7 protein-coding genes are annotated in these 15,342 nt (G+C 65.5%); 5 read left to right on the top strand and 2 right to left on the bottom strand.

What is annotated here, in order from left to right; genetic code table 11:
- Positions 1–40: 40 nt before the first annotated feature.
- Genes KY495_RS09140 through KY495_RS09150 form a run of 3 tightly spaced genes read left to right on the top strand, consistent with a single transcriptional unit; the run spans position 41 to position 7,893 of the window.
- Positions 41–2,113 (top strand): flotillin family protein, encoded by a 2,073-nt coding sequence (locus KY495_RS09140; RefSeq protein ID WP_219883338.1) that lies wholly within the window; start codon positions 41–43, stop codon positions 2,111–2,113.
- Positions 2,114–2,136: 23 nt separating this feature from the next.
- Positions 2,137–2,667, top strand: coding sequence for a zf-TFIIB domain-containing protein (locus KY495_RS09145; protein ID WP_219883339.1), 531 nt, complete (start codon positions 2,137–2,139; stop codon positions 2,665–2,667).
- 3 nt (positions 2,668–2,670) lie between these two features.
- Positions 2,671–7,893 (top strand): DNA repair ATPase, encoded by a 5,223-nt coding sequence (locus KY495_RS09150; protein ID WP_219883340.1) that lies wholly within the window; start codon positions 2,671–2,673, stop codon positions 7,891–7,893.
- Between the two features lie 17 nt (positions 7,894–7,910).
- On the opposite strand, the gene dacB is transcribed toward KY495_RS09150, so the two are convergent.
- Positions 7,911–9,347: a D-alanyl-D-alanine carboxypeptidase/D-alanyl-D-alanine-endopeptidase gene (dacB, locus tag KY495_RS09155; protein WP_219883341.1), complete on the bottom strand. Its 1,437-nt coding sequence runs from the start codon at positions 9,345–9,347 to the stop codon at positions 7,911–7,913.
- A gap of 10 nt (positions 9,348–9,357) precedes the next feature.
- Positions 9,358–10,596 (bottom strand): nucleoside recognition domain-containing protein, encoded by a 1,239-nt coding sequence (locus tag KY495_RS09160; protein WP_219883342.1) that lies wholly within the window; start codon positions 10,594–10,596, stop codon positions 9,358–9,360.
- A 144-nt stretch (positions 10,597–10,740) separates the two neighbouring features.
- Here KY495_RS09160 and KY495_RS09165 point away from each other — a divergent pair, with 144 nt between their 5' ends.
- Both KY495_RS09165 and KY495_RS09170 read left to right on the top strand, forming a co-directional pair.
- On the top strand, positions 10,741–12,450 hold the full coding sequence (locus tag KY495_RS09165; RefSeq protein ID WP_229518553.1) for an ABC transporter substrate-binding protein: 1,710 nt from the start codon (positions 10,741–10,743) through the stop codon (positions 12,448–12,450).
- A 51-nt stretch (positions 12,451–12,501) separates the two neighbouring features.
- Positions 12,502–15,342, top strand: a complete 2,841-nt coding sequence (locus tag KY495_RS09170) for a TonB-dependent receptor domain-containing protein (RefSeq protein ID WP_219883343.1) — start codon at positions 12,502–12,504, stop codon at positions 15,340–15,342.

The following is a 15,342-nucleotide window of genomic DNA, read 5'->3' on the forward strand; positions in this document are numbered from 1 at the left end:
CGATTATTCACAATAACCACACTAGAACCTGAAAGAAACCATGGACATTATGCTGCTCTCGATCGGTATCGTCACCGTCATCGTGCTGGGCTGTTTCGCGCTGTTTGCCAAGTTTTATCACAAGGTCGAACAAGGCCACGTCATGATCATCAACACCCTGCGCGCCGAACCGGAAGTCACCTTCACCGGCGGCATGGTCTACCCCATCATCCATAAAAAGGAGATGATGGAAATCTCGCTCAAGACCATCGAAATCGACCGCCTGGGCAAGGATGGCCTGATCTGCCAGGACAACATCCGCGCCGACATCAAGGTCACGTTCTTCCTGCGCGTGAACAAGACGGCGGAAGACGTGCTCAAGGTGGCGCAGGCCGTCGGCTGCGTGCGCGCATCCAACCAGGAAACGCTGGAAAACCTGTTCTCCGCCAAATTCGCCGAAGCGCTCAAGACGGTGGGCAAGTCGATGGACTTCGTGGAGCTGTACCAGGCGCGCGACCGCTTCCGCGACGACATCATCCGCCAGATCGGCGACGACCTGTCGGGCTACGTGCTGGAAGACGCCGCCATCGATTACATCGAACAGACGTCGCTCGACAAGCTCGATGGCCACAACATCCTCGACGCCCAGGGCATCAAGAAGATCACTGAACTGACGGCGATTGAAAACATCCGCACCAATGAACTGAAGCGCGATGAAGAAATGCGCATCAAGAAAAAGGACGTGGAAACGCGCGAAGCGATCCTGGAACTGGAGCGCCAGCAGGCTGACGCCGAATCGCGCCAGGGCCGGGAAGTAAGCTCGGTGCGCGCCCGCGAACAGGCCGAGACGCGCAAGATCGAATCGGAAGAATTCGCCAAGTCGGAACTGGCGCGCCTGCAGGCCGAGCAGCTGGTGATGGTACAGCAGGAAAACACGACGCGCGAAAAGGAAGTGGCGGAAAACAACCGCAAGCGCGCCGTGGCGATCGAGGAAGAGCGCGTCACGCGCGCGCGCCAGCTCGAAGTGGTGGACCGCGAGCGCGAAGTGGCGCTGCAGTCGATTGAAAAGGAAAAGCAACTGGAAGTGCAGAAGAAGGCCATCGCCGACGTGGTGCGCGAGCGCATTGTTGTCGAGCGCACCGTGGCCGAGCAGGAAGAAGCGATCAAGGATGTACGCGCCATTGCCGAAGCAGACCGCCTGAAAAAATCGGTGGTGATCGCGGCCGAAGCGAGCGCCGAGGAAAAACTGGTGTTGACCGTCAAGGCAGCCGAAGCCCAGGAGCGCTCGGCCAAGCACCGCGCGGCCCAGGACCTGACGCTGGCCGACGCCGCCCTCAAGGTGGCCGAGCGCGGCGCCGAAGCGCAAAAGCGCGAGGCCGAAGGCAAGGAAGCCGAGCTGGCAGCGCCTGGCCTGGCCAATGCCCGGGTCATGATTGCCTCGGCCGACGCCGTGGTCAAGCAGGGCGCCGCCGAAGCGGAAGCGACACGCCTGAAGATGGAAGCGCAGGCCGCCGGCACTGAGCAGATGGGCCTGGCCAACGCCGCCGTCAAGACGGCCGACGCCGCCGCCACCGCCACCCATGGCGCTGCCGAAGCCCAGGTGATCGAAGCGCGCTTTGCCGCCGAATCCAAAGGCCTGGCGCTCAAGTTCGATGCCATGTCGGCCATGAGCGCGGATACCCGCGCCCACGAGGAATTCCGCATGCAGCTGGAAATCACCAATCAGCAGATCAACAAGGGCATTGATGCCCAGACCCTGATTGCCAAGGACCAGGCCGACGTGCTGGGCAAGGCACTGCAGAACGCCAATATCGACATCGTGGGCGGCGAAGGCGATTACTTCGACCGCTTCGTCAAGGCCCTGTCGATCGGCAAGGGCATCGATGCCACTGTCGAGAAGAGCCGCACCCTGCAGGTGGGCCTCAAGGACCACCTGAGCGGCGAGCGCGACATGGTAGGCGACCTGCGCGGCCTGGTGGGCGCGCTGGGCAGCTCGTCGGGCGAACTGCAGAACCTGACGGTGTCTGCCCTGCTGGCACGCATCAGTACTGAAGGGACGCCGCAACAGCAGCAGGCGCTGCAAACCCTGGTGGCCAGCTTCCAGCCGGCCCTGCAGGCACCGCGCGCCAACTGAACCACTTAACTGAGGAGAACAGCATGATTTGTCCAGCCTGCGGTGCGCGCCACTTTGCGCCTGCCAAGATCGAAGGCGGCCTGCCGGCCGAACGCTGTGCCGAGTGCCAGGGCGTGTGGGTGGAGCTGGAACGCTACCGCCTGTGGCGCCGCCAGATGCCGCAGCTGGCGCTGGAACTGGAGGGCGACATCACGCCGTCCAACAGCAGCGTGCGCGTGTGCCCGGTCACGGGACGGCTGATGACGCGCATCCGCGTGAGTAATGCCCATCCCCTGCTGCTCGACTACAGTGCCGCGGCCCAGGCGGTCTGGTTCGACCGCGGTGAATGGGAACGCCTGGTGGCGCTGGGCCTGCATGACCAGCTCGACGCCGTGGTATCGGAAAAATGGCAGGCGGGCCTGCGCCTGGAAGCATCGCGCGAACGCACCAATGCCGCCATGCGACTGCGCTTTGGCGACGAGGCGTTTGCGCGCCTGACGGACATGCGCACCTGGCTGGAACAGCAGCCCAACCGCGCCGAAATGCTCGCATTCCTCCAGACCAAGGCAGACTGATCCATGAGTGAAGCCTCGATGGCGGCCGGCGCCTCCGACCTGAGCAGTTCGAACACCTTTGACCTGCTGCGCAAGCGCCTGGGCGAGCATGGTGGCACGGTGCTGTCCAAGGCGGCCCAGCTCAACGATGCCAGGCTGGCCGAATTTGGCCGCCAGGACATGGCCCTGCGCGCCCGCACCCGCGCCCGCACCGAAAACAATTGCGTGGCGCGCGACCTGGTGCTGCTGGGCGACGTGCTGCTGTTCGGTTACAACGTCTTCATCGGGCTGCGCCACGAAACGCGCGTGGCCGACGTGTTTGCCCTGTACCGGCTGCGCCAAGGCGAGGAAGTGGAACTGGAAGCATTGCCGCTGGCCGGCACGCTGCTGGACGAGCCGCGCTTCGTGGCCGATTTCCGTGAGCTGTACAGTTACTACAAGAACGCCCAGCTGGTGCAGCTGCGGGTCCACCAGGGCAAGGTGCTGGCCGCCTTCAAGATTGGCGAACGCATCAGCGATGTGCGGGTGTTCCGCTGGCAGCTGGCCGACGACGGCGCGGCGACCTATATTGACAACCGGGGCGAGCGCGACATTGCGCTGCCTCCCTCCCATGATTTTGCCTGGACTGCCACCACGCGCGAGCAGCATGTGCTGGGACGCCACCCCCATGTCAACGTGCTCGACACCCTGTTCGTGGAAACCGTGGGCGGCGACCTGACGGTCAAGATTGAAAACAATACCGAAACCGGGCTTGGCGTGTACAGCGAAGCGGTGGACGATGCCAACCAGTCGCTCAACGACGCCGAGATTGCCTATGCGGCCGTGGGCGAACTGATCCTGCTGCGCATCAAGCCCTACCGCGAACCGCAGTACCGTTACCTGGTCTACTGCCGCCGCACCCAGCAGGTGCAGCGGGTGGACGCCATCGGCGCCTCCTGCGTGCAGCTGCCGGAAGACCATGGCATTGTCTTCCCCGAGGGTTACGTGCTGCAAAGCGGCGAAAGCAAGCTCTTTGCAGACTTGCCGGCCGGCCTGCAGTTCAAGCGGCGCCAGCTTTCGCCCAATGGCGAGGACGTGCTGTACGTGTTCTATGGCGTGGAGCAGGGTGTGTATGTGCTGCTGACCTACAACCTGATCAGCAAGACGCTTGCACCGCCCCTGGTGGCCCACGGTTACGCCCGCTACCCGGACGGCAGCATGCTGCTGTTCATCGGCGAGAGCGAAGAGCCGTCGCGCCACCACCCCATGCAGCTGTGGCAGACCGCCTTTGTCAGCGAGGAGCACGCCGAGCGCCAGGCGCCGCGCCAGAGCTTCCTGGGCAAGATCGGCAACCGCGAGCTGGTGCGCGGCCTGTCGGAGCTGTATGCCATCGGGCGCACCGTGCGTGACCTGGCCGACGCGAGGGACGATGCCCTGCCAGGGCGCTTCGTGTTTGAATCGCTCATGCGCCAGTGCCGGCGCGCGGCCGATGCCTTCCACTGGCTGGGCGCCCCGGCGGCCCACGATGCCCTGGCCGACCTGCACGCGCTGGCGGCGGTGGCCAGTGCCACGCTGGACGAGTTCGACAAGGTGGCCGCCATGCGCGCCGAAGCGGCGCGCACCGTGGAGCAGGCCGCCCGCACGCAAGCCGAGCTGCTGACCGACATTGCCAGCCGCCTGTGGCAGTCGCCCACCGAATTCATCGAGACGCTGGAACAGGTGCGGCTGCAGCGCGGGCGCCTGGCCGGCCTGCAGGAACAGCGCTACATGGACGTGGCGCAGCTGGCCGCGCTCGACGCGGCGCTGGCCGAACAGGAAGCGCGCATTGCCGAGCGCACGGTTCAGTTCCTGGGGCAGGAGCACGCCTTTGTCAAACTGGAAGAGGAACTGGCGCGCCAGCGCACGGAGCTGGCCACCATCCACACCACGGCGGCGCTGGAACCCCTGCATGCCGCGCTCGACCGCAGCGCCGCCAGCCTTGACGGCCTGACCGGCCTGCTGGGCACCCTCGGCGTGGGCGACGCGACCCTGCGCACGCGCATCCTGGCATCGATCTCGGGCATTTATGCCGACCTGAACAAACTGCGCGCGCAGGCGCGCCACCATCGCAAGCAATTGTCGCAGGGTGAATCGGCCGCCGAATTTGCCGCCCAGTTCCAGCTGTTTGGCCAGTCGGTCGAGAGCGCGCTGGAACAGGCCGACACGCCGGAGCGCTGCGACGAACTGCTCACCCGCCTGCTGGCCCAGCTCGAAGAGCTGGAAGGCAAGTTCGCCGAGCAGGAAGACTACCTGGCCGAGATCGCGCGCAAGCGCGAAGCCGTGTACGAAGCCATGGAAGGGCGCAAGCAGACGCTGCTTGATGCACGCGGGCGCCGGGTCCAGACCATTACCGAAGCGGCGCGCCGCACGCTCGCTGCCGTGCCCAAGCGGCTGGCGCAGCTGACCGATCCGGCCCAGCTGGAAGCCTACTTCGCGTCAGACGCCCTGCTTGCCAAGCTCAAGGCGAGTATCGCCCAGCTGCGCGAGCTGGGCAGCGAAGTAGGGGCCGACGACCTGGCCGGCCAGCTCAAGGCCCTGCGCGAACAGGGCCAGCGCGCCCTGCGCGACCGCAGCGAACTGGTCACCGGCAACACCATCCGCCTTGGCCGCCACGCGTTTACCGTCAACCAGCAGGTGCTGGACCTGACCATTGTGTCGCACCAGGGTGCGCCCGCATTCCACCTGACCGGCACCGATTACATCGCGCCGCTGACCGATGCGCGCCTGGACGCCCTGGCACCATACTGGAACCAGGACAGCCTGGCCGAGAGTGGCCAGGTGTACCGCGCCGAATACCTGGCCTACCAGGTGATCCAGGCTGCGCGCGCCGGGCGCGACGGCTGGGACTGGGAACGCCTGGTCCAGGATGCCGCCGCACCCGACGGGCACGCCCTGGACGAGCAGGTGCGGCGCTTTGCCGCCCCCCGCTTCCAGGAGGGTTACCAGAAAGGCGTGCATGACCATGACGCGGCGGCCGTGCTGCGCCGGCTGGTGCCGCTGCTCGAACAGGGCGCCCTGCTGCGCTTCGGTCCCCTGGCCCGCGCCGTGGCCCTGCTGTACTGGACCCACGTCACCCACACCACGGCGCTGCAGGCCGGCGCCGCCACGCTGGCGCACCAGGCATCCCAGGCCGAGCTGATGCGCCAGCAATTCGGCAGCAGCCGCCTGGCCGGTCAGCTGGGCGCGCAGCTGGAGCAGGCGTTGGCCGTCTTCGTGGCCGAGGAGCGCCTGGAACTGGATGCCTGGTTTGATGACGCCCTCACCCTGCCCTTGCTGCTGGCCGACAGCGCCGCCTATCTGCTGGCCGAACTGGGCGCGCACCCGGGGCGCGCGCGCAGTGTGGCGCCGCACGAGTGGGTCATCAGCGGCGAGGCGGCAGAGCTGGCAAAGTCGCTGCTGCAGCACCTGGAGCGGCACAGCCTGGCCTTGCCGTGGGAAGAAGCGACACTGAGCTGGCGCGAGCGCTGGCAACTGGCCACGGAATGGCTGCATGGCCTGTGCCGGCAGCAGGCGCGCGGCCTGGCGCTGCTGCCGGAAGCGGCCGCCAGCCTGCTGTGCAAGCTGCCGCGGCGCCTGCAGTCGGCGGCGCTGTCAGCCAGCGTTGAGGCTCTGCTGGGTGAGCATCCGCGCCTGGTGCAGCAGACGCTCGCCTTGCAGCTCAATGATTTCCTCAGCCGCCTGGGCCACCACGAGAGCGTGGTGGTGCCGGCCTGGCGCCGCCTGCAGCTGCTGCGACAGGAACTGGTGCAGACCGAAAAGGCGCGGCTGCAGCTGGAACAGTTCCAGGCCCGCCCCCTGTCGAGCTTTGTGCGCAACCGCCTGATTGACGAAGTCTACCTGCCGCTGGTGGGCGACAACCTGGCCAAGCAGATCGGGGCGGCGGGCGAACAGCGCCGCACCGACTCCATGGGCATGCTGCTGCTCATTTCGCCACCGGGCTACGGCAAGACAACGCTGATGGAATACCTGGCCGACCGGCTGGGCATGATCTTCGTGCGCATCAATTGCCCGGTGCTGGGCCACGGCATCACCTCGCTCGATCCGGCCGCGGCCGGCAATGGCGCGGCGCGGCTGGAGCTGGAAAAGCTCAACCTCGGGCTGGCGATGGGCAACAACGTGATGCTCTACCTGGACGACATCCAGCACACGCATCCGGAGTTCCTGCAAAAATTCATCGCCCTGGCCGACGGCACCCGCCGCATCGAAGGCGTGTGGCGCGGCGAAAGCCGCAGCTACGACATGCGCGGCAAGCGCTTTGCCATCGTCATGGCGGGCAATCCGTACACCGAGTCGGGCGACGTCTTCAAGATACCGGACATGCTGGCCAACCGCGCCGACATCCATAACCTGGGCGACGTGCTGAGCGGGCGCGAAGACACCTTTGCCATGTCCTACATTGAAAATGCCCTGGTGGCCCATCCGGTGCTGCAGCCGCTGGCCTCGCGCGATCCGCAGGATGTCTACAAGATCATGCGCATGGCCCAGGGCGAACCGGTGGCGCCGGGAGAACTCAAGTACAGCTACACGGCCCAGGAACTGGACGAAGCGTGCGCCGTGCTGCAGCGCATGTTCAAGGTGCGCGACGCCCTGCTGGCGATCAACCTGGCCTACATCGCCTCGGCTGCGCAGGACGACGCTTACCGCATGGAGCCGCCCTTCAAGCTGCAGGGCAGCTACCGCAACATGAGCAAGCTGACGCCCAGGATCTCCGCCCTCATGCAGGATGGGGAAATTGACGCTCTGCTGCGCGACCATTACCAGGGCGAGGCGCAGACCCTGACCACGGGGGCCGAAGAAAACCTGCTCAAGCTGGCGCACATGCTGGGCACGGCCGGCGAGCAGGAGCAGCTGCGCTGGGCCGCGCTGGTGGATGACTTCGTGCGGCTGCGCAAGCAGGGCGGCAGCGATGCCGATGGCGCCACCCGGGTGGCCAACACGCTGTCGGAAATCGGCCTGCACATCGAACGGCTGGGGCGGCAGATGGCGCCGGCGGCCATCCATGTCACGGTTCCGGAACAGCAGCAGCTGCAGGACGCGGTACTGCGCCTGGCGCAAAGCTACGAGCACACGCTGCTGCCGCTCATCAGCTCACTCAACCACAAGATGCGGCTCGATCACAGCATCTGGGACAACGTGCGCGAGGCAGGCCTGGGCATCAAGGAAATCGAGCGGCGCCTGGCCCAATTGCTGCCGCCGCAAGAGACACTGGAACCGGCAGCCCAGGCCTGAGCAGGCGCGGACCCGGCTTACTGTCCGGAGCGGGCCACCCAGTCGATCAGGGCATCGATCGCGGGGCGGCTGCTGCCGGCCTGCTCGCTGTTGACGAACACGACCACCACGCATTGCCGGCCAGTGGCGTCGGTGACATAGCCCGCCAGCGCCATCACGTTGCGCAGGCCGCCCGTTTTGAGGCGGGCGCGCTCGAAGGCGGCGCTGTCGCGCAGGCGCCGCCGCAAGGTGCCGTCCACGCCTGCAATCGGCAGGCTGGCCATGAATTCCGGCGACCATTTGCTGCGTAATCCAGCCTGCAGCGTGGAGGCCAGTTGCAGCGGGCTGATTTTTTCAAGGCGCGACAGGCCGGAGCCGTTGTCCAGCACCATGCCGGTATCGTTGATGCCCTGGCGCCGCATCCAGCTGCGGATTGCCACGTCTGCGCGGGTGGCCGTGTCGATGCCGAGCAGCGGCAAGGGGCGGCTGCCCGCCACCGGATCGGCTTCCAGGCTGCCCAGGCTCAGAAACACCGTGCGTGCCAACGCGTTGTCGGACGGCTTGTTGATGTCGCGGACCACTTCCGGCAGCGCGCGCGAGACATGGTCGGCCAGCAGCCGCGTGCCCGGTGGGGTGATCGCTTCCACCGTCGGTCCTGTCAGTTCGCCGCCCAGCTGCTGCCAGGTGTGGCGCACCAGCCGGTCCACATAATCGTGGCGGTCCACGACATTGATGCTGTTGTTGCGGGCGCAGTTGCGCGGGAAGGTGCCGCGCAAGACCACCTTGATGCTGCCATCGGCCTGGCGCACCGCCTTCGGCTGCTGCCAGCCATCTTCCCAGCGTGCGCAGTCGGCCGTGATCAGCGTCATGGCCGATTCAATCGTCACCCGCTCAAGCTGCGGCTGCATCGTCACCGCCATCGTGCGGTCGGTGGAGCGCATGTCCAGCAGCAGCATGTTCTTGTTGATCAGCAGGGCGTCCGGGATCACGTTGTAGTAGGCGTCCGGCGCCTCGTCGAACGGCGGCAGACCGGGGTCGGGGCGCGTGGGGTTGAACAGCGTGCGGTCAAGCACCAGCCGTCCCTGTACCTTGCGCACGCCCTGGTTGCGCAGCGCCTGCAGCATATCGCGCAGGGCTTCGCCATCCAGGTCGGCGTCGGCCCCGCCGCGCAAGATCAGGTCGCCCAGCAGGGTGTCCTGCACCAGCGGAGCGGCAGTGCGGATCTCGGTGCGGCCGCGGAAGGCCGGCCCGAGCTGCTCCAGCGCCACCAGCGTGGTCACCAGCTTGATGGCCGATGCCGGCTGCATGGGCCGCTCGGCAAAGTGCGACACCAGCGCCGTATCGCCGCGCAGCACGAGCGCGCCCATGGCGTCCTGCGGGATGCTGGCAGCGGCGAGCTGCTGCGCCACTTCGGGCGGCAGCTGAGCGTGGGCGGCAGGGAGAACGAACAGCGCAGCAAGCAGCAAGCGTCGCATGGCGGCCTCCTTAACCGAAGAACAGGTAAGCCACGAACACGGCGGCGATCATGCCTGCCACGTCGGCCAGCAGGCCGTAGCCGACCGCGTAGCGCGTCTTGCGGATGCCGACCGAGCCGAAATACAGGGCGATGATGTAGAACGTGGTGTCGGCCGCGCCCTGCATGATGGAGACCAGGCGGCCGACAAAGGAGTCCACGCCGTAGGCCTTCATGGTGTCGATCATCATGGCCTTGGAACCGCTGCCCGACAGTGGCTTCATGAGGGCGGTGGGCAGGGCGCCGGTCCAGCTGTTGTCCACGCCAAGCTGCAGGCAAACCCAGTTCATGCCGCTCACGATCATGCCCAGGACGCCCGAATTGCGCACCACGCCAATGGCCACCAGCATGCCCACCAGGTAGGGAATGACGGTCAGCGAGGTCTGGATGCCACCCTTGGCCCCTTCAATAAAGGCTTCATACACATTCACGCGCCGCCGCAGCGCGCCCAGGATGAAGGTAACGATGATGGAAAACAGGATCAGGTTGGCCGAAATCTTCGATACCACTTCGATCTCGGTCTTGTTCAGGTAGTAGGCAAAATAGTAGACCAGGCCGGCGCAGGCCAGCGTGGTGCCGCCCAGCCAGGAGAGGACCACGCGGTCGAGCAGGTTGATGCCCTGGCGCAGCGACACCGCAACGACGCCGACCAAGGTCGAGGCAAAGGTGGCCAGCAGGCAGGGAATGAAGATGTCGGACGGGTCGGCCGCGCCGAGAATGGCGCGCTGGGCCATGATGGAAAGGGGAATGACGGTCAGGCCGGAAGTCTGGATCACCAGGAACATGATCTGGGCGTCGCTGGCCTCATCCTTGTTGGGATTGATCTCCTGCAGGCTTTCCATCGCCTTGAGGCCGAAGGGCGTGGCCGCGTTGTCCAGACCCAGCATATTGGCGGAAAAATTCATCACCATGTGGCCGTTGGCCGGGTGCTCCTTGGGAACGCCGGGAAAGATGCGCGAAAAGAAGGGCGCGATCAGGCGGGCCACCCAGCCCACCGCGCCAGCCTTTTCGCCCACATTCATGATGCCCAGCCACAACGTCATGATGCCGGCCAGCGGCAGCGCAATGTCCATCACGGCTGACTTGGCCGAGGTAAAGGTACCTTCGATGATCTTCGCGAAAATCAGCGTGTCGCCGAAATACAGCCACTGGTAGAGCGCTGCCACAAACCCAACGAGAAAGAAGCTGGACCAGATGTAATTAAGTGCCATGTCGATATGTTCGGTGAGGAAATTCAAGAATCAGCAAGAGTATAGGCGCAGCTTGCCAGTAATTCGACAAACTCTTGCGCGCGTGGCGGGCGGCAGATCCCGAAAAGGGCGGTTATGATAATTATCAGATAACACAGGAGCACCATGCCGATGTCCATCCGCTTTGCCGCTGCCTGCCTCACGCTTGCCTGCTGGGCCTTGCCGGCCACGGCCGCCGAGAAGGTGCTGCATACCTACATCAGCACCAGCGAAACGGGCATCGATCCGGCCATGGCGTCCGACATCGCCACGCTGAGCCTGATTGAAAACATCTTCGATCCCCTGCTGCGCTATGACTACCAGGCGCGGCCGGTCGCACTGCGCGGCAATACCGCCGCCATGCCGCAGGTGAGCGATGGCGGCCTGACCTACACCCTGCGCATCCGGCCCGGCATCTTGTTTACCGACCACCCGGCCTTTGGCGGCAAGCCGCGCGAACTGACCGCGGCGGACTATGTTTACAGCATCAAGCGGCTGTACGATCCGGCCGTGAAGTCACCCTGGCTGTCCCTGTTCGATGGCAAGATTGCCGGCGACGGGGCGCTCAAGACCGGCTTCAGCCAGGCCACTGCCATTGCAGGGCTGCAGGCGCCGGACCGCTACACCCTGCGCATCCGCCTGTCGTCGCCCGACAACAATTTCCCCTTATACCTTGCCACGCCAGCCTCGGCGGCCGTGGCGCGCGAGGTGATTGAAGCCCATCCCGGCCAGAGCGGCAATCATCCCGTGGGCACCGGGCCGTTCCGCGTGGGCTCATGGAAGCGCAGCGACCGCATCGTGCTGGTGGCCAACCGCCAGAGCGCGCGCGACAACTTGCCCATCGTCGACCGGGTGGAGGTGAAGGTCGCGGAAGAATTCCAGGGGCGCGTGCTGGGCTTTCTCAACGGTGATTACGACTACCTGGAGCAGGTGCCCGAATCGATGACGGACATGGTCATTGCAGGCGGCCGCCTCAAGCCCGAACTGGCCGCGCGCGGCATGGTGCTCACGCGCTTCCCGGTGCTGCAGACCTATTACATGTGGATGAACATGGAAGACCCGCTGCTGGGCGGCTACACCAGGGACAAGATTGCCTTGCGGCGGGCCATTGCGCTCAGCTACAACAGCGACGAAGATATCGCGCTCCTCAAGCAAGGCTTTGCCCTGCGCGCCGAGTCGCCCTTGCCGCCCAATGTACTGGGCCATGATCCAGCCTACCGCAGCCCCGTTTCGTACAACCAGGCCATGGCCCGTGCCCTGCTGGAGCGCTATGGCTACCGCCTGCGCGCCGGCGAGCGCTTTCGCCGCACCCCCGACGGGCAGCCGCTGACGCTCACCATGCACAGCGAAGCGACCGTGTCGGGGCGCCTGCGCGACGAACTGTGGCGCAAGAACCTGAATGCCATTGGCCTGCGGGTGGTGTTCCGGACCGACAAGAAAACGGAAATCATCAAGGCATCGCGGCTGGGCAAGGTCCAAATGTTCGAGAGCAACTGGATCGCTGATTTTCCGGACGGCGACAATTTCTACCAGCTGCTCTACGGCCCCAACAGCGGCCGCGCCAACTATGCCCGCTTCAACCTGCCCGCCTACAACGAGCGGTATGAACAGGCGCGCGCCCTGCCTGATTCCCCGGCGCGCCAGAAACTGTACTTGGAAATGAACCAGCTCATTCACGCCTACAACCCCTGGGTGCCCCTGACCCACCCGATCTCGGCAGACATTCGTCATCCGTGGTTGAAAAACTACATGCGCCATCCCGTTGCACTGACCACCTGGCGCTATCTCGATATCGATGTGACCCAGCGCAACCGTGCGCTGCAGCAGTTGCGGTAAGAACGAGTTTCGACGCTGGTACCCATGCCAACGCAATAACAAGGAGACGATGTGAAGCTCACCAAACTGGCTTACCTGCTCACCCTGGCCGGCCTGGCCGCGGCCCATCCTGTTGTGGTCATGGCGCAAACGGCGGCCCCGCCCATGGCGCGCGTGGAAATCACCGGCAGCAGCATCAAGCGCATCGCCAAAGAGGGCGCGCTGCCGGTCGAGATCATCACCCGGCGCCAGATCGAGGAGCAGGGCATCGTCAATGCCGAACAGCTCATCGCAACCCTGAACGTCAACGGCAATGGCTCGGACAATCTGGCCAGCAATGCCGATGTCACCAGCGGTGCCCAGCGCGGCAACAACGGTGCCAGCTCGGCCAACCTGCGCGGCCAGGGCAGCGACAGCACGCTGGTGCTGCTCAATGGCCGCCGCATCGCCACCCACGGCATGAAGGGCGCGGCGGTCGACCTCAATTCCATCCCGTTTGCGGCCGTGGAACGGGTGGAAGTGCTCAAGGACGGCGCCTCCGCCATCTACGGCACCGACGCCATTGGCGGCGTGATCAACTTCATCCTGCGCAGGAACTACAAGGGCCTGGAAGCGCAGGCGTTTACCGACCTGACCGAAGCGGGCGGCGGCAATATCCAGCGCTACCAGGTGACCGGCGGCTTTGGTGACCTGGACCGGCGTGGCTTCAACGTGCTGCTGGCCGCCTCCACCAGCGAGAACAAGGCGCTTTACGGCAACCAGCGCGGCTTCGTCAACACCTTCCAGTCCGAGCGCGGCCTGTCGCCGGACACGCGGGGTGCGCCCTTTGCCAACGTGTTCGCCACGCCGCTGGCCGACACCATTTTCAGCCGCCGCAGTTCGACCGGCCCGGTGCTGCCGGCTACCGGCATCGCCTACACGGGTGTGAGCCTGCTCGACCTGCCGGGCGGCGCCGGCTGCAACGCCATTGACGGCATGGGGCCGTACGACGAAAAGCTGTGGGACCAGCCCAGTTCGGGCCTGGGCTGCGCCTGGGATACCGGGCGCGCGGCCGTGCTGCAGCAGCCGGTCAAGAACAGCAACTTTGTCTCGCGCGCCACCTTCAGGGTGGGCGAGCATGAACTGTTTGCCGAAGCCGTGGGTTCCAGGACCGAAGTGGCCAAGCGCTTCTCGCCCAACCAGATATCACCGAGCGCAGCGAACTTCCCGGCCAGTTCCTTCTACCCGGCGACGGGGGCGGCCTACGACGAAGTGTTCAACGCCCTGGTGGCCGTGTTCCCGTCGATTGAAGCGAACCGCGGGCTGCCGATTGCCTATCGCTGGCGCTGCATGGAATGCGGCAACCGCGAGATCGTCACCGAAAGCGAGGCCGGACGCGTGCAGCTGGGCGCGGACGGCCAGGTATTCGGAGGCGACTACAAGATCGGGCTGTCGCGCGCCTTTAGCCAGTCCGACTCCACGCTTGGCCAGGGCTACAACTACACGGCCGCGCTGGCAGCGGCGCTGGGGACCGGCATCATCAACCCTTTTCTGCAGCCGGGGCAGCAGCAGTCATCTGACGCGATGGAACTCATCCGCAGCACATCGGCGGCCGGCGTGGTGCTGTACGGCGGGCGCAGTACGCTGACCGCCTTTGACGCAGCCCTGTCGCGCCAGGTGGGCAGCATGGGCGGGGGCGCCATCATGGCAGCCGTGGGCACCGACCTGCGCAAGGAAGCGTACCGCTTCAATGGCGACGCGCGCGACGCTGCCGCGCGCCCGGCCATCCTCAACGCCCCGTTCGACGACGTCAATGCGCTGCCGCAGGTAAGCCGCTACATCCGCGCCGTGTACGCCGAAGTGCTGATGCCGGTGACCAAGGCGTTCGAGCTGACGGTGGCGGTGCGGCGCGACGACTATTCCGACTTCGGCCCCACGGTCAATCCCAAGGTATCGCTGCGCTACCAGCCGCGCGAACAGCTGCTGCTGCGCGCATCCTATAATGAAGGCTTCCGCGCGCCGTCGTTCTACCAGCTGTTCAACGGCACTACCGAATCGAACTATGTGGGCAAGGACCTGGCCGATCCGGCCACCTGTCCTGGCGGGCAGGTTGATACTGCCACCCCGGGGTGCGCCGCGATCACCCCCGTGATCCTCAATGGCGGCAACACCAAACTGGGTCCGGAGACCGCCAAACAAGGCTCGGTGGGCATCGTCTTCGAGCCAGGCGCGCGCGTCTCGGCCAACCTTGACCTGTGGGAGATCCGTCGCTTCGACACCGTGCGCGCGGTACCGCTGACCATCATGCTGGCGCGGCCCGACCTGTTCGACGCCCAGCTTTTGCGCGATGAAGGCGGTACCCTGCGTGCCATCGACCAGCGCTGGGTCAATACCGGCGACAGCATCACGCGCGGCATCGAAGCAGGCTTGCGCACCAACGGCAAGTGGCGCGGTGGTGCATGGGGCGCCGGCATCGACGGCTCCTACCTGCTCAAGAAAGTGAGCCGTCCGCTGCCAAGCGCCCCGTTTGGCGAGAGCGAGGTGGGACGCTTCCTGTTCGTGGGCGACCTTGGCCTCAAGTGGAAGCACACTGCCTACGCCAGCTACCGCCAGGGCAACTGGAGCGGCATGCTGCAGAACGTGTACCGGCACGGCTACCGCGACCAGGTGCTGCCGGGAGTGGCCAGCGGACGCGTGACGCCGCCGCAGTTCGATCCCAAGGTCGACGCGTATTCGATCTTTAACGTCAGCGCCACCTACACCGGCATCCGCAACCTCAGTCTGACCGCGGGCATCAAGAACCTGTTCGACAAGGACCCGCCGTTCGCGGTTACCTACGACAGCAATACCGGTGCCGGCAGCTCGTGGGAACCGCGCGTGGCCGACCCGCGCGGGCGCTCGCTCACGCTCATGGCGAACTATAAGTTCTTCTGA

Source organism: Massilia sp. PAMC28688 (genome assembly GCF_019443445.1).
GTDB lineage: Bacteria > Pseudomonadota > Gammaproteobacteria > Burkholderiales > Burkholderiaceae_D > Telluria_A.

Bases quoted from the DNA above. Each gene is read 5' to 3' on its own strand.
- KY495_RS09140 (WP_219883338.1), top strand. From the start codon at position 41: ATGGACATTATGCTGCTCTCGATCGGTATCGTCACCGTCATCGTGCTG.
- KY495_RS09145 (WP_219883339.1), top strand. From the start codon at position 2,137: ATGATTTGTCCAGCCTGCGGTGCGCGCCACTTTGCGCCTGCCAAGATC.
- KY495_RS09150 (WP_219883340.1), top strand. From the start codon at position 2,671: ATGAGTGAAGCCTCGATGGCGGCCGGCGCCTCCGACCTGAGCAGTTCG.
- dacB (WP_219883341.1), bottom strand. From the start codon at position 9,347: ATGCGACGCTTGCTGCTTGCTGCGCTGTTCGTTCTCCCTGCCGCCCAC.
- KY495_RS09160 (WP_219883342.1), bottom strand. From the start codon at position 10,596: ATGGCACTTAATTACATCTGGTCCAGCTTCTTTCTCGTTGGGTTTGTG.
- KY495_RS09165 (WP_229518553.1), top strand. From the start codon at position 10,741: ATGCCGATGTCCATCCGCTTTGCCGCTGCCTGCCTCACGCTTGCCTGC.